Annotated in this window: 18 protein-coding genes and 1 other RNA gene; 9 read left to right on the top strand and 10 right to left on the bottom strand. The window is 66.5% G+C overall.

From position 1 onward, the window contains the following. Positions 1-38 precede the first annotated feature (38 nt). The 4 genes from HALRU_RS04120 to HALRU_RS04135 form a co-directional block, all read right to left on the bottom strand. The gene (locus tag HALRU_RS04120) at positions 39-1556 is read right to left on the bottom strand and encodes a small ribosomal subunit Rsm22 family protein (RefSeq protein WP_015300143.1); all 1518 of its coding nucleotides are present in this window, start codon (positions 1554-1556) and stop codon (positions 39-41) included. After that, positions 1553-2359: a prephenate dehydrogenase/arogenate dehydrogenase family protein gene (locus HALRU_RS04125; RefSeq protein WP_015300144.1), complete on the bottom strand. Its 807-nt coding sequence runs from the start codon at positions 2357-2359 to the stop codon at positions 1553-1555. Before HALRU_RS04125 ends, HALRU_RS04120 begins: the two co-directional genes overlap by 4 nt. A 92-nt stretch (positions 2360-2451) precedes the next feature. Then, positions 2452-2880 carry a hypothetical protein gene (locus tag HALRU_RS04130; RefSeq protein WP_015300145.1) on the bottom strand — a complete coding sequence of 143 codons (429 nt, stop codon included), beginning with the start codon at positions 2878-2880 and terminating at the stop codon, positions 2452-2454. 87 nt (positions 2881-2967) lie between these two features. Continuing rightward, positions 2968-4152, bottom strand: a complete 1185-nt coding sequence (locus tag HALRU_RS04135) for a M24 family metallopeptidase (protein WP_015300146.1) — start codon at positions 4150-4152, stop codon at positions 2968-2970. Between the two features lie 228 nt (positions 4153-4380). Here HALRU_RS04135 and aroA point away from each other — a divergent pair, with 228 nt between their 5' ends. The 4 genes from aroA (at position 4381) to aglJ (ending at position 8666) form a co-directional block, all read left to right on the top strand. Further along, on the top strand, positions 4381-5706 hold the full coding sequence (gene aroA, locus HALRU_RS04140; protein WP_015300147.1) for a 3-phosphoshikimate 1-carboxyvinyltransferase: 1326 nt from the start codon (positions 4381-4383) through the stop codon (positions 5704-5706). 86 nt (positions 5707-5792) lie between these two features. Further along, positions 5793-7067, top strand: a complete 1275-nt coding sequence (locus HALRU_RS04145; protein ID WP_015300148.1) for an alkaline phosphatase family protein — start codon at positions 5793-5795, stop codon at positions 7065-7067. 131 nt (positions 7068-7198) lie between these two features. Then, positions 7199-7537: an amphi-Trp domain-containing protein gene (locus tag HALRU_RS04150; RefSeq protein ID WP_015300149.1), complete on the top strand. Its 339-nt coding sequence runs from the start codon at positions 7199-7201 to the stop codon at positions 7535-7537. 94 nt (positions 7538-7631) lie between these two features. Beyond that, entirely contained in the window at positions 7632-8666 is a 1035-nt protein-coding gene (aglJ, locus tag HALRU_RS04155) for an S-layer glycoprotein N-glycosyltransferase AglJ (protein ID WP_015300150.1), read from the top strand. A 73-nt stretch (positions 8667-8739) separates the two neighbouring features. Here aglJ and HALRU_RS04160 read toward each other — a convergent pair whose 3' ends face one another. Beyond that, entirely contained in the window at positions 8740-9069 is a 330-nt protein-coding gene (locus HALRU_RS04160) for a DUF5789 family protein (protein ID WP_015300151.1), read from the bottom strand. Between the two features lie 152 nt (positions 9070-9221). Between HALRU_RS04160 and HALRU_RS04165 the strand changes: the two genes are divergently transcribed. Continuing rightward, positions 9222-9431, top strand: a complete 210-nt coding sequence (locus HALRU_RS04165; protein ID WP_007698383.1) for a ribbon-helix-helix domain-containing protein — start codon at positions 9222-9224, stop codon at positions 9429-9431. A gap of 29 nt (positions 9432-9460) precedes the next feature. Here HALRU_RS04165 and HALRU_RS04170 read toward each other — a convergent pair whose 3' ends face one another. The 3 genes from HALRU_RS04170 to HALRU_RS04180 form a co-directional block, all read right to left on the bottom strand. Then, the gene (locus HALRU_RS04170) at positions 9461-9868 is read right to left on the bottom strand and encodes a hypothetical protein (protein WP_015300152.1); all 408 of its coding nucleotides are present in this window, start codon (positions 9866-9868) and stop codon (positions 9461-9463) included. Between the two features lie 174 nt (positions 9869-10042). After that, positions 10043-11020, bottom strand: a complete 978-nt coding sequence (locus HALRU_RS04175) for a PLP-dependent cysteine synthase family protein (protein WP_015300153.1) — start codon at positions 11018-11020, stop codon at positions 10043-10045. A gap of 65 nt (positions 11021-11085) precedes the next feature. Next, complete coding sequence (locus tag HALRU_RS04180; protein WP_015300154.1) at positions 11086-11436, bottom strand: DUF5798 family protein; 351 nt, start codon at positions 11434-11436, stop codon at positions 11086-11088. Between the two features lie 211 nt (positions 11437-11647). Here HALRU_RS04180 and ffs point away from each other — a divergent pair. Continuing rightward, positions 11648-11959: signal recognition particle sRNA (ffs, locus tag HALRU_RS04185), an RNA gene on the top strand. 421 nt (positions 11960-12380) lie between these two features. Here the strand turns inward: ffs and HALRU_RS04190 are convergent. Together HALRU_RS04190 and HALRU_RS04195 are read right to left on the bottom strand one after the other, a co-directional pair. Continuing rightward, positions 12381-12629, bottom strand: a complete 249-nt coding sequence (locus HALRU_RS04190; protein WP_015300156.1) for a YhbY family RNA-binding protein — start codon at positions 12627-12629, stop codon at positions 12381-12383. 73 nt (positions 12630-12702) lie between these two features. Continuing rightward, positions 12703-12978 carry a ribonuclease P protein component 4 gene (locus tag HALRU_RS04195; RefSeq protein ID WP_015300157.1) on the bottom strand — a complete coding sequence of 92 codons (276 nt, stop codon included), beginning with the start codon at positions 12976-12978 and terminating at the stop codon, positions 12703-12705. 400 nt (positions 12979-13378) lie between these two features. Between HALRU_RS04195 and HALRU_RS04200 the strand changes: the two genes are divergently transcribed. From HALRU_RS04200 to HALRU_RS04210, 3 genes are all read left to right on the top strand, one after another. Further along, complete coding sequence (locus HALRU_RS04200; RefSeq protein ID WP_015300158.1) at positions 13379-15121, top strand: ABC transporter substrate-binding protein; 1743 nt, start codon at positions 13379-13381, stop codon at positions 15119-15121. After that, positions 15121-16008 (top strand): phosphatase PAP2 family protein, encoded by an 888-nt coding sequence (locus tag HALRU_RS04205; RefSeq protein WP_015300159.1) that lies wholly within the window; start codon positions 15121-15123, stop codon positions 16006-16008. The genes HALRU_RS04200 and HALRU_RS04205 overlap by 1 nt, the downstream gene beginning before the upstream one ends. 126 nt (positions 16009-16134) lie before the next feature. Further along, positions 16135-17874 carry an ABC transporter substrate-binding protein gene (locus tag HALRU_RS04210; protein WP_015300160.1) on the top strand — a complete coding sequence of 580 codons (1740 nt, stop codon included), beginning with the start codon at positions 16135-16137 and terminating at the stop codon, positions 17872-17874. The last annotated feature ends 189 nt before the right edge of the window (positions 17875-18063 follow it).

Genomic DNA, 18063 nt, shown 5'->3' on the forward strand with positions numbered 1-18063 from the left:
GGCCGGTCGCCGGACGGCTGATCGGCCGCTCGATCCGGTCACGCGAGCGGGTCGACGATCGTCTCTTCGTCGACGACGAGGTTGTACGCCGCTTCGTCGTCGTTCCACAGCGCCAGGACGGACTCGAACGCGAGCAGGTCGCCGTAGTCGGCTTCGATAAGGGGTCGGTTGAGCGCCGTCTCTTTCGTCACGACGGCGTAGTGGTCGCGCGACTCACTGCCGTCCGTGATCTTGAAGAGCGGATTCGGGTCGTCGGCCTGACCACCGCGCTGGGTCGCGTTTTCCTCCGACAACGCCCCGCCCTCGCTCAGTGACCGACTCACCTTGGCCGCGACGAGGTCGATGCGGTTCGAGACGTGGCGGTCCATCTCGGCCATCTTCGCCCACTGACTCGTATCGAGCGAGACGTTGGTGTGTCGCGTCCCGTCCGTCCGCAGGATGCTGTAGGCAAACTGCACGTCGACGTTCTCGAACTCACCGGGTGCGTGGTCGGGGTCGTCGGCGTCGTCGTCCAGACGAGATTGCACCGACGGGACGGCGAGGTCGGGCCGGACGTCGAACGACCAGCCGCGATCGGTCGGGCGCTCACCCGGCCAGAGTCGGACCATGGGGCCGTAGACGCTGACGCTTCGGTGTTCGTCGGCGTCGATGTCGTCGTCGGCGCTCCCTCCCGAACTTCCGTCTTCCAGGGCGCGCTCGATCTCGCGCAGGCCGATGGCCGTCTCGCGGTCGGCGGGTGCCATCGCGAGTAGCGAGCCGTCCTCGGCGAGGGCGTCTATGTACCGCCGGGCGACCGCGACCGGTTCGTCGAGTTCGCTGAGAACGTTACACGCCAGGATCAGGTCGTAGGTCCCATCGTCGGTGCCGTCGGTCGGCTCGAAGGCCTCCGCCGTCGTCCGGTGGACCGTCGCGTGGACGTTGCGGCCGGTCTCCTCGAGCATCGCTTCGAGGACGTCTGCGGCGGCGCTGGGCTCGACGGCGTGGTACTCGATCAGGGCGTCGTCCGGGAGATAGTCGAACAGGCCGAGGGCGGGCCCGCCGACGCCGGCGCCCACGTCGAGCACCCGGAGGTGGCGGTCTAACAGGCGCCGCTCGGCGAGGTCGTCGAGCGCGTACTGGATCGCCGCGTAGTAGCCCGGGAGGTGGTAGATCGCGTAGCTCGCTGCGACGTCCTCGTCGTAAGTGACGGGGCCACCCTCCAGGTACTGCGCCTTCGTCCGGCGGAGCGTCGAGCGTAGAAGGTCGCCCGAGGCCCCCTCGTGCCAGTTCGGCCCGTAGCGATCGGCCAGCCAGTCGTCCAGCCGCCGGACGTATCGAGCGGGGAACTCGTGAATCGGGTCCGTGCGCTGGGGTACCGGCTCGTCGGAGACGGGGACGAAGGTGCCGTCGTCGCGCTCGATCAGGCCGAGATCTGGCGCCTCCTCGCGAAGGAGCTGGCGGACCACGGCCGGGTGCGCCTGCCCCTCGACGTACTCGGCGATCTCCTCGGGGTCGATCGGCCGGACGTGCTGGAGGTACAACGCGTTCTGCCGGACCGCTTCGCGCTGATCCGTCACGCGCCGTCACCTCCACCGTCGGCCCACCGATCACCGAGTTCGGCGACGATCGCTTCGAGTTCGTCGTGATCGGCGCTCGCCACCCGCTCGGCGGCCGCGGCCACGTCGGTCGAGCCGTCGAATCGCGCCTGAATGTCCGCGTAGACGCGCGGTGTCCCGCCGGCCAGCCGCTCGACCTGCTCACGAAGGGCGGCGTACACAGGTGTCTCGAACGTCGACGGGACGCGTTCAGCGGCCAGTCCGAACGAGAGGACGGCCGCGTGCGTCGCGGCCTGAACGGATCCCATCGCCGCGTCGTGCTCGGCGGCCGTCGTCTCGACGAGGTCGTTGCCGGCGGCTTCGAGGTCAGCCAGAATCGCGGCGGTCAACGGCCCCCGGTTTTCGGCGACGACGGCGATGGAACCCGGCGCTCGCTCGGGTGCGAACAGCGGGTGGAGGCTGCAGTGTTCCAGGTCGGGGGCGTGGCCGGCCATCGCCTCGAGCGCGGGTTCCATCACGCCAGTGACGTCGACGAGTACACCGCGAGCACGGTCCGCGTGAGCCGCGACCGCCTCCTCGACGAGTGCCATCGGGACGGCGAGACAGACCACGTCGAATTCGGCCGACGCCCCATCCGCATCACCGTCGGCCTCGCCGTCGGCAGCGGGTCCGGTGACCGGGTCGAGCGGTGCGACTCTTCCCCCGACGGCCGCGGCCGTCTCCCGTGCCACGGCCTCGTCGACGTCGGCGACGGCCACCTCCGCGTCGAGTACGTCGGCGATCCAGCGCCCCATCGCGCCGGCGCCGACGACGAGTACGTCCATTGGCGGGTGGTATCCGGCGCCCCCGCAAAAGGAGTTCGGTCGGTGCAGGGTGTCGGCATGCTGCTGCGCTGAAGCACGAACCGTGACGCAGCTCAACGAGTCCCTTCTCGCAGGCCCTGTCGATCAGGGCCCGATCTGGCCCACAGGAGGAACGAAGCGACGTACACCGTAACTCCGAGGAGCCCACCGAGCAACACGTTTGCAACCGCCGCGAAGGGAACGGGAACGAACACCACGATCAGAACCATCACACAGCAATACAGCGCGGTGACTGTCAGCCGACCGCCCAGCCCGATCGCCCGGAACCAGTGACCGATGGTGTCCCCAAGCGCTGTATTGGCAACCGGACCGAGCGCGAGAACGGCCGTGACGAATCCGGCGCCGATGCCCGGCCACCACGGTGACGCAAGCATCGATCCGATCAGGAGGACGAGCGCGACGCCGCTCCCTGCGGAGAGGGACTCGCTCCGTTTCGGCGGCCGTTCGGGGAACCACAGTGCTGGACCGATTCGATCACGCATACGCACATTCGATTGGCAACCGCTATTACTGTTTGTGAGGTGGCCGGGTGGGCGTCGCCGTGACTGGACTGTCGGTCGCGGGTCCGATCAGCGTCGATCTTCGGGCTCGATAGCGATCGGGTAGTCCGTGAGGTTCTCGTAGCCGTCCTCGGTGACGACGACGAGGTCCTCGATCCGGACGCCGCCGACCGCGGGGTCGTAGATTCCGGGTTCGACGGTGACCACGTGGCCGGGTTCGAGCTCCTCGCCGCCGAACGAGAGGCGCGGTCCCTCGTGGATGTCGAGGCCGACGCCGTGGCCGGTGCCGTGGATGTAGCCGGTGTCGGTCTCCGGGTCGCTCCGCAGGGTCGCGTAGCCCGCGTCTTCGATCACGTCACAGACGATCCCGTGGACCTCGTCACCGGTGACGCCCGGCTCGATGGCGTCGAGAGCGGCCTCGAACGCCTCGTCGGTCGCGTCGTAGCGGCGCTTCAGTTCGTCACTCGGCTGCCCGCGGACGAACGTTCGGGTCATGTCGCCGAAGTAGCCCGTCTCCTTGTCGCGCGGGAAGATGTCGATCACGATCGACTCGCCGGCTTCGAGCGGGCCGCTCCCGCGGTCGTGGGGATCGGCGGCGTCGGCGCCGCAGGCGACGATCGTCTCGTCTAACGCACAGCCCTCGCGCAGGAGCGCGATCTCGATCTCGGTCGTGACGCGCTCGCTCGTCAGTGGCTCGCCCTCGTGGTAGAGGACGCCGTCGCGAACCTCGGCGGCTGCGATCAGCCCCTCGGCGACGGCCATCGCCCGCTGGTTCGCCGCCTGCGTCTCGTGGATGGCATCGATTTCGGCGCCGGACTTCGTCGCGCGGATCTCGCCCACGACGTCGTCGGCCTCGACCGTGACGTCGACGCCGAGGTCGCGCAATCCGTCGGCCGTTCCGATGGGGCAGTGCTGAGGGACCGCGATCGACGAGACGTCGTGGTCGGCGAGAAAGGCCTCGATCGTCCGGAGCCGTCCCTCGCGAGGCCCGTACTCGTCCCGCAGGTCCTGTGCATCGTACGCCGCCGTGTTGGTGACGGAGTCGGCGTCGGCCTCGCTTCGAGCGCGGCCGTACTCGAGCCCGGAGACGAGGAGGTGGACGCCGTCGTCGGTGACGAGCGTCTGGAACGGGTCAGGTGCACTGAATCCGGAGACGTAGCGCTGTTCGGGTTCGTCGCCAGCCGCGTCGATCAGGTAGCCGTCGACGTCGGTCGTCGTGAGCGCCGATCGCAGGGCAGCAAGCTCGCCAGTCATACCCGTCCGTTTCGCGGGATCGACCTTAATCCCCCGCTTCCCGGCGGAATCGTGCCGGTTCGTGGGGCGATCTGGTCTACTCGGACGGAACCCGTCCTCGTTCGTAGTGTACTGGGTCTATCGAGCCGGCCCGACGTCGGACCCGTCCTTCACGACCGCTCGGCTCTGGCGACCCGCCCCGTTGTCGCGACCGGTACCGTGATAGGCGAACCGGCCGACACCGTCTGTATGGACGTCACGATCTCGCCAGGTCCCGTCGGTGGCACGGTTTCCGCTCCGCCGTCGAAGAGCTACACGCACCGGGCGATCCTCGCTGCGGGCTGTGGCCAGCGCGCCGTCGTCGCGGACCCGCTCTGGAGCGCCGACACCCGGGCCACCGCCCGCGCCGTCGAGGCGTTCGGCGGATCCATCGAGCGACGGACGGACGGTGCGCTCGAGATTCAGGGCTTCGACGGGGGCCCCACAATTCCCGGGGATGTGATCGACTGTACGAACTCGGGCACGACGATGCGTCTGGTCACGGCGATTGCCGCCCTCGCCGACGGGACGACGGTCCTGACGGGCGACGCGTCGCTCCGATCCCGGCCGCAGGGTCCGCTTCTCGACGCGCTCTCGGAACTCGGTGCGACGGCCCGTAGCACCCGCGGAAACGGCCAGGCACCGCTGATCGTCGACGGACCGATGGCGGGCGGGACGGTCTCGATCCCGGGCGACGTCTCCTCGCAGTACGTGACGGCGCTGCTCTTCGCCGGCGCGCTCACCGACGCTGGCGTCGACCTTCGCCTCGAAACCGAACTGAAGTCCGCACCGTACGTCGAGGTGACGCGCGAACTCCTCGCGGACTTCGGCGTCGAGACCCGGGAAACGACCGACGGTTTCGCGGTCGAAGGTGGACAGTCGTACCGCCCGGCCGATGGCACGTACGCCGTCCCCGGCGACTTCTCCTCGATCTCGTACCTCCTCGCGGCGGGTGCCGTGGCCGACGGGGACGTGGGCGGTGCTACTGCGGGAACTGGGGAGGGGACGCTCGAAATAACGGGCGCCCGACCGAGCGCCCAGGGCGATAGCGCCATCGTCGAACACGTCACCGAGTTCGGCGCGCCAGTCGAGTGGGATCGCGACGACGGCACGCTGACGATCGAACCCGCGCCGCTGTCCGGCATCGAGGTCTCGGTCGCCGACACGCCGGACTTGCTCCCGACGCTCGCCGTCCTCGGTGCGGTCGCCGACGGCGAGACCAGCATCGTCGATGCCGAGCACGTCCGGTACAAGGAGACAGATCGGATCGACGCGATGGCGAGCGAACTCGCGAAACTCGGCGTCGAGACGACCGAGGAGCGCGACTCGCTGACCGTCCACGGCGACGAGTCGACGCTCACCGGGGCGACGGTCGACGGCCACGGCGATCACCGGATCGTCATGGCGCTTGCCGTCGCCGCGCTGGTTGCCGACGGTGAGACGACGATCCGGGGCGCCGAGCACGTCGACGTCTCCTTTCCAAACTTCTTCGATGCGTTCGAATCGCTCGGCGTCGTGATCGATCGCCACGAATGACGGCCTCACGAACCGGATAGTGGTTGCGGAACCGGCTGGCCAGCGTCGCCGAAAGTGTTAGGACGTCGGACCGGTTCGACTGTGGCATGCGTCGGCACGAACTGGTCGACGAGTTGTGTGCCAGGGGCGAGGAGGGCGTCGTCGAACCGGCCTACGGCGGCGACTGCGTGACGAACGCTGCCGAGTCGGCGCTCGCTCTCCTGAACCCGGCGTTCGAGCGTACTTTGCCGGACGAAGCGTTTCGCGGCGTCGAGACCGACGTCGAGACGGTGGTCTTCGTCTTGCTCGACGGGTTCGGCTACGACGAGTGGACGCGGTTCGAATCGCGCCGGACGCTCGCCCGCCGATTCGCCGAGTCGGGAGCGGTCCGTCCACTCACGTCGATCTATCCCTCCGAGACGGCGGCGGCCTTCACCTCGATCACGACCGGCACGAACCCCGTCGAACACGGACTCCTCGGCTGGTTCCAGTATCTGGAGCCGATCGATCGCGACGTCGTCACCTTACCGTTTACCACGCTCGACGGGACGCCCATCGACGAGGTCGACCCGTCGCTAGACGGGACGGCCCTCTTCGACGCCGACCCGCTCTCGGCCCGCGCGGCCGAGACCGACGTCTCGTTCGAGACGGTCCTCCCGGCGTCGATCGCCGACTCGCCGTACAGCCGGGCGATCTTCGACGGCGCGAGACGGACCGGATACGAGGAACGGGAGACGTTCGCGACCCAGCTTCGCGACCGCGTCGAGGCGGCGTCCGGGCCGACGTTCGTCTTCGGCTACGAGCCGTCGATCGACGCGGTCGCCCACGAGGAAGGGTTGACGAGCCGGTCGGCCCGACAGACGATGGCGGACGTCCTCACCGGATTGCAGGCCGATCTCGTCGATGCGCTCTCGCCGTCGATCGCCGCGGACACGCTCCTCGTCGTCTCGGCCGACCACGGCCTCGTCGACACGCCGCCCGCCGAAAATATTGACGTGACCGAGTGGTCACACTGGGATACCCTTCAGGGCCGATTCCGTCGTGACGCGGCCGGAGGACCCCGACGCCCGACGGGCAGTCCACGGAACGCGCACTTCCACGTCGAACCCGAGGAACTCGATGCGGCCCACGCCGAACTAGAAGACGCCGTCGAGGGACGAGTGTACACGCGCACCGAGGCCGTCGATTCGGGCCTGTTCGGCGAGGGAGAGCCCACCGAACGCTTCGAACGCCGGTGCGGTGACCTGGTCGCGATCCATCGCGAGCGCGGCCTGTGCTGGCGGGCCGACGATCGCTCGAATCGCGGGATGCACGGCGGGCTCACCCGGGCCGAGATGCTCGTCCCGTTCGCCGCGGCACGCGTCGACGCGTTGCAGAACTGAGCCGCCAGCGGTCGGCGGGCAGCCCGCGAGTGGGCCGGGTGGATCGAACGGCCCTGCACTGCTGCGTCGCCGGCGACTGCCCGTCACACTCACCCTGTACCATTTTACCCGAGAAGCCCGTTTAAGGGGCTATGGTCGTACGAACCGACGACAGCCGGGAACTCGGGCGCACGGACGTGGCGGCGCTCTTTCGCGAACTCGCGGACGAGTTCGAGCGGGGCGGCGAGACGGTGTCGATCCCCGTCGGAAACAAGACCGTCGCCTTGCGTCCGCCCGACGACGTAACGACGGAGGTCGAAGTGTTAGAACGGTCGGGGATGGTCCGCGGGGATCAGGAGCGCCTCCGAATCGACGTTCGATGGGCGCCAGCCGCGAAGGAAGAGCCACGGCCGGTCGGCGAGGCGGACGACGGCGGGACGGAGCAAGAGCGTCTCGATCGACAGCCCGCGAGTGACCGCCAGGAGTCGTGATCGGCGAATGTCGTCCTGGCCACGGACGACGCCGTTCCCGGCGGGCACCCACCGACCAGTAGCCTTTTTGGGTCGCCGACCCGAGGTCCCGCCAATGTCCCCCGAGGCGGCCGGAGCGAGCACGCGCGCCCAGCAGCCGGCGCCAGCGCAGTCGCCCGGCGTTCCGAAATCGTCCGTCTGCATTCTTCTCCCGACGCTGAACGAAGCGGCGACCATCGGCGACATCGTGAGCGACTTTCGAGCGCGCGGGTACGACAACGTCCTCGTGATGGACGGTGGATCGACCGACCAGACGAGAGATATTGCCCGCGAGGCGGGCGCTCGCGTCGTCGAACAATCGGGTGAGGGAAAGGGCCAGGCGATTCGCGAGGCGATGGCGTACGTCGACGTCCCGTACGTTCTCATGCTGGACGGCGACGGCACGTACGACCCCGCGGACGCCGAACGGATGCTCGAGCCGCTCGCCGACGGCTACGAACACGTCATCGGCGATCGGTTCGCCGACATCGATCCGGACGCGATGACTCGTCTCAATCGCGTCGGCAACCGACTCATCAACCGCTCGTTCACGACGATCCACGGCGCCGAGTACGCCGACATCCTCTCGGGCTACCGGGCCTTCACCGTCGACTCGTTCGAGCGCTGTTCGCCGTCGGCGGATGGCTTTACGATCGAGACCGAACTGGCCGTCGAGTGTGTCAAGCAGGGAATCGACACGACGGTCGTCCCGATCAGCTACGGCGCTCGGCCGGACGACTCGGAGACGAACTTACGCCCCGTCCGCGACGGCGGGCGGATCATCGTCTCGCTGTACTCGCTGGCCCGGACCAACAACCCGCTCTTTTTCTTCGGGAGTCTCGGGCTCGCGAGCATCGTCGTCGGCGCGGCCGTCGCGCTGTTCGTCCTCACGCAGTGGCTCGTCCACGACATCGGCCACAACATCCTCGCGCTCGTCGGTGCGGCCGCAATCTTGCTCGGCGTCCAGCTGCTCATGTTCGGTGTCCTCTCCGATATGATCGTCTCGTTGCATCGCGATCAGCGTCGGCAACTCCAGCGTCTCAGCCACGTCGAACGGACGCACTCGGCCGATCGACCGGCCCACCGTGAGCACGATCCCGACGACGAGTAATCGAATCGACGACGCAACTCCCGATCCGGCGACGCAGTTTCCTCATACGTCAACGCGGCACCCGGTCCTTCACTCAAAACGGCAAGAGCCCACGAAGCCGGCCGATCAGCGACGCGCCACGATTGGCTCGATACGCTTCGAACACGGGGTGCAGTTCGTTCAATAGTTCCTGTCGGGAGTCGAACGAGCTCGTGTCCACCTCGGCGAGCGCCTCCGAGAGCGACACCGTCGAACCAGCCGGGTCGTACGGGACCGGCCGGTCGCCGAGTGCACTGTCGACGGCGTCGGCCGAGGCCGGAAAGTCGAGATCGGCGTCGCGCAATCGAGCGTCGACTGCGGCGATGCCGAATTCGATCGTTTCGGGCTCCGTATCGTCGCCTCCCTGTGGCGGCCGAACTCCCATGGCCGGAGGTAGGGGACTCCCCACAAAAAACCGCTACGCTGCGCGACGCCGGTCGACGGCGAGCCGTCGGTCGGCAGACGGGATGGATGACGCGGCGGTCAGTGAACGCCGGTTGTCGACATCCCTTTGGGAATCCACGGCGATATCCCGCCATGACCGAGTACACGACGGTCTCGATTCCGAAGGAGCTCGCCGAACGCGTCGACGAGACGATCGAGGGAACGAGTTTCACGTCGACGAGCGATCTGGTCCGCTTCTTGCTTCGGAGCATCGTCATCCAGCACCAGCGCTCTGGCAAACTCACCGAATCCGAGTTCGAAGAGATCGCCGAACAGCTCCGCGGCCTGGGCTATCTCGAGTGAAGCGGGGTTCGCGGCCGGCGGCGGTCGACTCAGTCCTCGAACGGCCGTTCCGGTGGTTCGGCGTCGAGTAACTTGAGCGCCAGTCGATCACCCGACCGATCGAAGGCACGAAGGGACGTTTCGTTGGGTTCCCACGGCGGGACGGCCACGAGAACGACCGCGCCGAGATCGTCGCGGAGCGTCACGTCCAGGACGCCGTCGGGATGGGAGACGAACCGGCCCTGCGTACTCCGGTTCGGCGTCGAGAGTTCGACGCCGAAGACGTGCGTGAGCGAGTTCCCCGGATCGGGGAGCAGATACTCGGCGAAGACGGACTGTGCCGGGTCGAGCGATTCGACACCGTCGCCGTCGAGCTCGCCGGCCGGGACGGTCGAGATACCGGTCGAGACTGGGTCGGGATCGTTGGCACTCGCCAGTTCGAGCAACGCTTCGACCATCCCGTTCGTGATATAGACGGTTCGAGGCCCAGAACCCGGGTCTGCGCTGGCGGTCACGACTCGGTCACCGGGAGTTGCATGTGTGCCCTTCGTCCGCGATGGCCGTAACCGTTCGGGCGTGTCGAAGACTCTCGGCAAATCGGGCGACCCGACGAGGCGCTGATCCGGGGCGGTTCACCCGCTCCACTCCTCGAACGAGCCGTAGATCCCCTTCGAGAGGTAGCGTTCGCTGGAGTCCGGAAAGACCGTGACGACGGAGTCGTGCGGGGCATCGATCTCGCCGTCGGCGATCTGGGTCGCGACGTGTCGGGCCGCGACGCTCGCCGCACCGGCGCTCGAGCCGACCAGGTGGCCCTCCTCGGCGGCGAGTCGCGCGAGTTCTTCGTGTGCGTGCTCGTCCGGGATCGGATAGATGTCGTCGACGAGTTCCGGTTCGAACAGCTCGTTCGTGTCGGTGTTGTGGGTACCGATCCCCTCGATCTTGTACTCGCCTTCCGATCGATCTTCGCCGAGGAACTCGCCGTAGAGCGAGCCCTCGGGTTCGACCGCCGCGACGTAGGTGTCGGGATTCTGCTCGCGTGCGTAGCGGGCGATTCCCATGAGCGTCCCCGCCGTTCCACAGCCGGCGACGACGGCGCCGACCTCGTCCAGCGCGTCGTAGATCTCCGGGCCGGTCGTCTCGTAGTGGGCCTCCGTGTTGAGCGGGTTCGAGAACTGCTGGGGGACGACCGCGTCGTCCAGCTCGTCGGCGAGTTCGTGGGCACGATCAATCGCGCCACCCATGCCGTCGTCGGTGGGCGTGTTGATGACCTCGGCACCCAGCGCCCGCATGAGTTGCTGTTTTTCGAGACTGAATCGCTCGGGGACCACGAAGACGGCGTCGAGGCCCAGCTGTTGGGCGGCGACGGCGAACCCGATCCCCGTGTTCCCCGCGGTGGGCTCGACGACGGTCCCGCCTTCGCCGACGTCGCCCCGTTCGAGCAGCCGCTCTAACATGTAGGCGCCGATTCGATCCTTGACGCTCGCGCCAGGGTTGAACGATTCGAGTTTCGCGTAGATGGAGACGTCGGCCGGCCCGGCCTGCACACAGACCAGCGGCGTGTTCCCCACGGTGTCGAGCACCGACGACAGCGCTCGGTCGTGTTCGGTCATGTTCGAGGCAACGTTTGCCCCGGGTGATAGCTGTTATTATCGAGCGGAACCCGCCCGCCGGTCGATCAGGCGTTGGGCTCGGACGCGGCCGTGGCGTCGGCCCCGTCTTCCGCCGTTCCGTCGCCGTCGGTCGCCGCCGTCTCCGTTTCGTCTTCATCCGCTGGTTCCGTTCCATCGTCGGTCGCGGCCTCGGCCAGAATCGCCTCGACGTCGAGGCCGCGGTCCTCCGCGATCGCTTCGAGGAGCGCGTGCTGTTCGGCGACGTCGGCTTCGAGATCGGTGACCGTGTCGTGTGTCTCGTCGACTTCGCCCTCGAGGTTGATGATTCGCTGCTGGAGCTGCTGGACCTGTGTGTACATCTGCTCGGCCTTTTCGGAGACGAGCTGGATCTTCTTCGCCGTCGAGCCTAATCCCATACATCCTCCTGTGTGATCCAGCCAGTTGGTTCTTTCCACTCGAATTTCCGATGGTACCAGCGCTGGGTCGGTTGCGTGTCACCGCCGGTGTGTGTGTGTGTGTGACACGCCCACCTTTCTTGCGTGGACACCACCGATCGGGAGTGGAAACGTCGCCGCAGTCTGGTGATCGTGGAGGCGAAAGGTCCTTAAGTCGGACCTGCCTAGTAGCACCCGGACTAGGTCGGGCAGTTAGGCCCTGCTCGCCACCCGCGATATGGCCTTTAGCGGGGACCGAACACCGCGGGCGTCCGGTCTGCCCGACCGGGGCCCCGGGAGCCAACGTGGAAGCCTCGTCCGTCGGGGACAGCGGTCCGCGATGATCGTCCGCAGGGACGTCCCATCGCGGTTAGCCGGCGACAGCCCATCAGGCGCGGAAGCGAGCAGTGGACCGTCGGACACCTGTCGCTCGTCGGGTTGCGGGGTGGAGGAGGCAACCGGGATTCCCCCGGCCGGAACGCCGGGCAAGCGTGGCCGTCCACTTCCGAAATTTTACACTGCGGAGCAGCGGCGCTGTGCGCCGCGCTCCTCGGCAAAATCTTCAAAAGAGCGCAAAGCGCTCTTTTGGACCTCGCGGGATCTTCGATCCCGCTCAGTTTCGATAAAAAGCACTCCTCCCTTCCCTCCAGCGACGCTTCGCGTCGCTTCCGGGTCGGTCGTCGGCCCGCTCGCTCGGGCACACGGCGCCCTCGCTAGCGGTGATGATCCCTTCGAGAGGCCTGCCCTTCCCCGTCGTTGCGCGGATCGCTGGCGCGATCACGCGCTCCGGGCCACCGACGCCCTCGCAGGAACGTACGGATGAAAAAAACCTGAACGGTCGGTCCGTCGCGTCGTCAGCTATCGCCGTGGCCGCAACAGGGTCTGGGTGTGCTTTTTCCGTCGCCGGACCCGTGTAACGTGCGCTCCTATCGGTACAACACGGCCGTGTGGCCGCGCGTATCGTGAATCTTTGCGTTGACCTCCTCGGCCAGATCAGTCGCGAGTGCTTCGGTGTCGGTTCCCCCGCGAGCGGCGCGCAAGAACTTCACTTTCACGAGGTCGTTATCTGCCAGCTGGTCGTTCAGTTCGTCGACGACTGATTCGATGCCGTGCTTGCCGACCCAGACGGTCACGTCGAGATCGTGTGCGCGCGACGTCCGCTCTGTTTCGTCCATGAGCGGACGAACGGTCGGCCGGGGTTTGAATGGCCCGTCTCGCGACGGCGCGGATGTCTGGCGTCGTGTGTCGTCACTCGTACGGATATCTGGCCTGTTCGCCACAGTCGCAGGTGACGACGACGTGGCCGTCTCGGAGCCGGACGCGGGCGTTGGCGCCCGGTCGGAGGTAGGCGTCGCAAGCGTCGCAGGTAAACCGTGTGAACGATCGTGGCAGCGCGAGCCGGTTGCGCTCTGCGATCCGCCTCGCCAGCCGGACGTACGAGCGGGCCCGATCGTCGTTCCCTTCGGCTGCGGCCGCGGCTGCGAGTGCTTCGAGCCGCTCTACGCGTTCCGCAGCGATACTCACACGTACATCGCGACGGGCCACGTAAATCGGTGTTTCGTTCTCCGGGATCCGTGCCGACCCCGCTAGACTGGGGCTGCAAGTCGAACCACAAGACTGGTAGGGACGACACGAGTACGGGGATGATAGTATGCAGTTCGGTCGCCATCGCCAACGTCTCTCCCCGCGCACACCTCGGCCTGTAGCCGGTCGCAGGCGGCGACCGACCAACGCGTTCGGTCGCATCTCTCCGTGTGAGCGAATCGGAGCGAGCCACTCCTGGGTGAGCGGCCCACATGGCCGTTCCGGGTGGGTTACCCGACTGAATGGGCGCTCACGGGCCGCAAAATGGCAGTCGTTCACATGGCAGCTTGTCTGTCGTAATGTAGTTATAGGCCGAGAGACACAACCGAGGTAAGACAGCATGACCGGAACCGGACCGCGCTCGAGCGGTCGACACTCCCGTCGGACGTTTCTCGCAACCGTCGGGACTGGTGTCACCCTTTCGACCAGCGGTTGCACCGAACTGTTCACCGAGGTCTCGTCGTGGGGCGATCAACTTTCGGTGACGATTACGACGGTTCCGGACGACGACGATCGACAGAGCAACGGGATCTTCAAACACCTCGAATCGTCGCTTCGGGCGGCCGGTATCGACGTCACACCGGAGCTCAGGACGACTGCCCAGTTCGAGAAGAAGGTCCTGATAGACCAAGATTTCGACATTTTTGTCGGTCGGTATCCCGGAACACCACGGCCCGACGGGCTGTACGAACTCCTCCACTCGACGTTCGCCTACGAGCCCGGGTGGCAGAACCCCTACGGGATGACGGACATCGATCTCGACGACCGGCTCGAACGGCTCCGTCACGCGACCGGAACCGACCGATCCGCCGCGATCGAGTCCGTCTTCGATAGCTTCCTCGATACGAAGCCGTTCGTCCCGATCTGTGCCCCCTCGATCTACTACGCCGTCAACGACCAGCAGTTCACCGGGTGGGACCGCCAGTCGTTTCGGACCCGACTCGGCTACGTCGACCTCGATCCGGCCGCCGCCGTCGACCAGTTCGACGGCCTCGTCACGGATGCCCGTCCGATGCAGAACCTGAACCCCCTCGCCACTCACTACCGCCACACGGGTGCCATTACCTCGCTCCTGTACGACTCGCTGGCAACCCGGTCGGGTGCCGGATTGTCTCCCTGGATGGCCCACGACTGGGAGTGGCGAGACGGACGCCTCACAGCGACGATGCGGCCCGACCTGACGAGTCACGACGAGGAACCGGTCACTGCCGAAGACGTCGCGTTCACGTTCGAGTTCCTCGCCGACCTCTCGCTCGGGCGAGCGGACTCCCCGATCCCGGCGCCTCGGTTTCGCCGGGAGACGTCGGCAGTCACCTCGGCGACGGCAACCGACGACGAGACGGTCGAATTTACCGTCGACGCCTCCCGAGAGGTGGCGACGTCCGTCCTCACCGTTCCGATCCTTCCGGAGCACGTCTGGCGTCCGATCGTCGACGAACTCGACGAGGAGACGGCCTCGACGGCCACCTGGCTCCGTGAGGAACTCATGAACGAGGAGATTAGCCGCGTCGGCAGCGGTCCGTACCGGTTCGGGAGCTGGGTACAGGGCGACCTGCTCACGCTCGATCGATTCGACGGGCACTTCTCGGTGGAGGATCCGGACCTTCCGGGCGTTCCGGTCGAGTCGCTCGTCCTTCGAAACGCCTCCAACGGGTCGGTCGCGATCGAGATGGTCGACGCCGGTGACGCCTCGGCTCTCGTTACACCGATCGAAGCCGACGTCATCGGCGAGACCCAGGAGATGGAGACGGCCGCCCGAATCCACGATCCGGGATGGGCGTATTACCAGATCGGGTTCAACACCCAGAAACACCCGTTCAGCAACCACCGATTCCGCCGGGCCGTCGCCTCCCTGATCGATCGCCAGTGGCTCGCGGAGACCGTCTTCCACGGCCACGCACAACCACTCTCGGTCCCAAAAGTCGACTCGTCGGCGATGGATGACTACGCGTGGACGGGTGCCGATCCGGAGACGCCGTTCGTCGGCACAGACGGTGAGATCGACGTCGAGGCCGCCCGGGACCTGTTCCGGAAGGCGAGTTTCGAGTACAACGACTCGGGCGAACTGGTGGTGGACGACTGATGCTCGTCGGCCTCCTCAGCCGGGCGACCGTCATCGTGGCGCTCTTGCTCGTGATCGCGATCTGGCAGGTTATCGGGTTCGATACGCTCTTCCGGGCGCTTCGCAACTGGCGACCGCGTGTCCGTGCTGCGTTGCCCGTGACGCTCGCGCTCGTCCCCGTGTTGATCGTGAACAAACTCGCCAGACAGGACCTCGTCACCATTTCACAGGAGTACGGCTTCCGGGTCGGCGACCTCTTCTGGGTCATCGAGGGCGAGTTTATCCTCCTCTTCGAGTCGGTCGCTTCGACACCACTCACGCAGTACTTCTCGTTCATCTACATCTACGGATACGCGTTCTTGCTGATCTTCCCGGTCGTGATGTACTTCACGCTGCGGGACTCGACGAGATTGCGGCGTCTGCTCGGTGCGTACGCGCTCAACTATACCATCGGCGTCACGCTGTACGTACTGTTTCACGCCTTCGGCCCACGACAGTACTTCGGGAGCGACGTCGAGACGATGCTCTATACGTTCGAACCCTCCTATCAACTGCTCACCAGAGAGATCAACCACTACACGAACGTGTTTCCGTCGCTTCACACGTCGCTCTCTGCGACCGTCATGATCTTCGCGATCAGGTCCAGATCGCAGTTCCCTGCGTGGACACCGACGGCAAGTGTTCTGGCCGTAAGCGTCTGGCTCTCGACGATGTATCTGGGCATTCACTGGGCGATCGACGTCCTGGGGGGACTGCTCCTGGCGGGGACGTGTGTGTGGCTCTCGTGTCGCTTGATCGGCCGATACGACGTCGACAGCCACCTCCAGCCCGCCTACGATCGACTGGCTGCGGTCGTCGATCGGGTCAAGACGACCGGCGACAGTGCGGACGAACGAGGGCACCGGTAACGCATCGAGCAGTGAAGAGACGTCCGCCCAGCCTGCACCAGTCCACTCGCTGTTGGGGGATTGCCCGCACGTCGTGCTCGGGCGTAATACTGTTATAGTCAGCCCGTCGAACGGTGAACGAACTGAATGGATTCGACTACCCGCGAGTCTCCCCTCTCTCGGCGAACGGTGCTCGGGACGGCGACGGCTGGTGCCGTTCTCGGCCTCTCCGGCTGTCTGCGCGGAATCAGGAACCTCTTTCGCGACGAACCGGCCGACGGGTTCTCGCTCTCAGTCGCGAGTGTCAGCCCCGCCGACGATCCCCAGGCTGCCGCCGTGGCGGACCGGCTCGAGTCGGCACTCGAGACCGCCGGGATCGACGTCGAGCGAGAAACACTTCCCCAATCGCGCTTTCTCCGCCGGATTCTGATCGATCACGAGTTCGATCTCTTCGTCGATCGAACGCCGCGACTTGCCGATCCGTCGGCGCTGTACGGACTGTTGCACACCCGGTTCGACGCGGAGTGGGGCTGGCAGAATCCCTACGGCTACTCGAACGTGACGATCGATTCGGCCCTCGACCGGCAGCGAGGCCGAACGGGAGCCGCCCGCGACCGGGCCGTCGAGCAGACACTCGAATCGTTCGCCAACGACCAGCCGTTTACCCCGCTGTGTCGGCCGACCGCGAAACACGTCTGGAACGGCGATCGATTCGTCGGCTTCGACCGCCATCCACTCTCCGAACGATACGCGTTCGTGGACATCGAGTCGATCGCCCCCGACGGGACGCTTCGGGCCGTCGTGACCGACGAGCGCGTGACGCGTCACTTCAATCCGCTCGGAATCGGGGGTCGCCACTCGTGTTCGCCGATCGACGACCTCCTCTACGACTCGCTCGCGACGACCGTCGACGGCGACGTGCACCCGTGGCTGGCCGACTCCTGGGCGTGGGAGGACGGCACCGCGACGCTGACACTCCGCGAGACGTCGTGGCACGACGGTGAGCCGGTCTCCGCCGAGGATGTCGTGTTTACGTACGACTTTCTGGCGGACACGTCGATGGATTCCGCCGAGGCGCCGATTCCCGCACCACTCTACCGTGGCCTGGCGACGGCGATTGCGGACGTCACCCGTCTCGACGACCACCGGGTTCGGATCACGGCCGAAGCCGGGAGGGCCGCCGCAGAACAGGCGTTCACGATCCCGATCTTGCCAGCCCACATCTGGCGGGACCGGACCGAGTCGGCCGAGTTCGTCGACGTGGAGACGCCCAGTGGTGCGACGGTCGCCGTCGTCACGGATAACGTTCCGCCGATCGGGAGCGGACTCTTCACGTTCGACGACCGGGAGGAAGGCGAGCGCCTCACCCTCTCTCGAAACGGTGACCACTTTACGACGACCGCCGATCTTCCGGAGACGCCGATCACCACGCTCGAAGTGACCGTTACGGAAGACACCGAGGCGGCGGTCGCGGCGATCGAAGACAGTGAGGCCGACCTGACGCTGTCGGCACTCGATCCCGAGACGGCGAGTTCGTACACCGCGGCGCCACCCCTGGTCACGCACGAACGCCCCAGCCAGTCGCTTTACTACATCGGATACAACGTCCGCAACGCCCCGTTGTTGAACCCGAACTTCCGCCGGACGATCGCCAGTCTCCTCGACAAGGCATCGATCGCCGAGTCGATTTTCGCCGGTGCGGCCACGCCGGTGGCCTCGCCGCTCGGCAATCCATGGCAACCTGCCTCGCTCGAGTGGGACGGGGCCGACCCGGTGACGCCGTTCCTCGGCGAAGACGGCGAACTCGATGTGGACGCCGTACGCAGCGAGTTCAGGTCGATCGGCCACCGGTACGACGACGACGGAAACCTGCTCGTCCGCTCGTAGCCATTGTGGCGGCTAGAATCCGTCAGTTACCGGTTTTCGATCGTCGCGAGAACGTGCTTGGAGCCGATCAGTACACGGCATCGGTCCCACACGTCGTTCGACGACGAGAGTACACAGCAGTCGCTCACTCGTCGTTCGACGGCGAGCACTGGCGATTCAGGATCGACTGGAAAATCTCGAAACGGCAGC

The sequence above is a fragment of the Halovivax ruber XH-70 genome (genome assembly GCF_000328525.1).
In the GTDB taxonomy this organism is placed as follows: domain Archaea; phylum Halobacteriota; class Halobacteria; order Halobacteriales; family Natrialbaceae; genus Halovivax; species Halovivax ruber.

Coding starts and splice junctions, on each gene's coding strand:
- HALRU_RS04125 (WP_015300144.1), bottom strand. CDS start 2,359: ATGGACGTACTCGTCGTCGGCGCCGGCGCGATGGGGCGCTGGATCGCC.
- HALRU_RS04130 (WP_015300145.1), bottom strand. CDS start 2,880: ATGCGTGATCGAATCGGTCCAGCACTGTGGTTCCCCGAACGGCCGCCG.
- HALRU_RS04135 (WP_015300146.1), bottom strand. CDS start 4,152: ATGACTGGCGAGCTTGCTGCCCTGCGATCGGCGCTCACGACGACCGAC.
- aroA (WP_015300147.1), top strand. CDS start 4,381: ATGGACGTCACGATCTCGCCAGGTCCCGTCGGTGGCACGGTTTCCGCT.
- HALRU_RS04145 (WP_015300148.1), top strand. CDS start 5,793: ATGCGTCGGCACGAACTGGTCGACGAGTTGTGTGCCAGGGGCGAGGAG.
- HALRU_RS04150 (WP_015300149.1), top strand. CDS start 7,199: ATGGTCGTACGAACCGACGACAGCCGGGAACTCGGGCGCACGGACGTG.
- aglJ (WP_015300150.1), top strand. CDS start 7,632: ATGTCCCCCGAGGCGGCCGGAGCGAGCACGCGCGCCCAGCAGCCGGCG.
- HALRU_RS04160 (WP_015300151.1), bottom strand. CDS start 9,069: ATGGGAGTTCGGCCGCCACAGGGAGGCGACGATACGGAGCCCGAAACG.
- HALRU_RS04165 (WP_007698383.1), top strand. CDS start 9,222: ATGACCGAGTACACGACGGTCTCGATTCCGAAGGAGCTCGCCGAACGC.
- HALRU_RS04170 (WP_015300152.1), bottom strand. CDS start 9,868: ATGGTCGAAGCGTTGCTCGAACTGGCGAGTGCCAACGATCCCGACCCA.
- HALRU_RS04175 (WP_015300153.1), bottom strand. CDS start 11,020: ATGACCGAACACGACCGAGCGCTGTCGTCGGTGCTCGACACCGTGGGG.
- HALRU_RS04180 (WP_015300154.1), bottom strand. CDS start 11,436: ATGGGATTAGGCTCGACGGCGAAGAAGATCCAGCTCGTCTCCGAAAAG.
- HALRU_RS04190 (WP_015300156.1), bottom strand. CDS start 12,629: ATGGACGAAACAGAGCGGACGTCGCGCGCACACGATCTCGACGTGACC.
- HALRU_RS04200 (WP_015300158.1), top strand. CDS start 13,379: ATGACCGGAACCGGACCGCGCTCGAGCGGTCGACACTCCCGTCGGACG.
- HALRU_RS04205 (WP_015300159.1), top strand. CDS start 15,121: ATGCTCGTCGGCCTCCTCAGCCGGGCGACCGTCATCGTGGCGCTCTTG.
- HALRU_RS04210 (WP_015300160.1), top strand. CDS start 16,135: ATGGATTCGACTACCCGCGAGTCTCCCCTCTCTCGGCGAACGGTGCTC.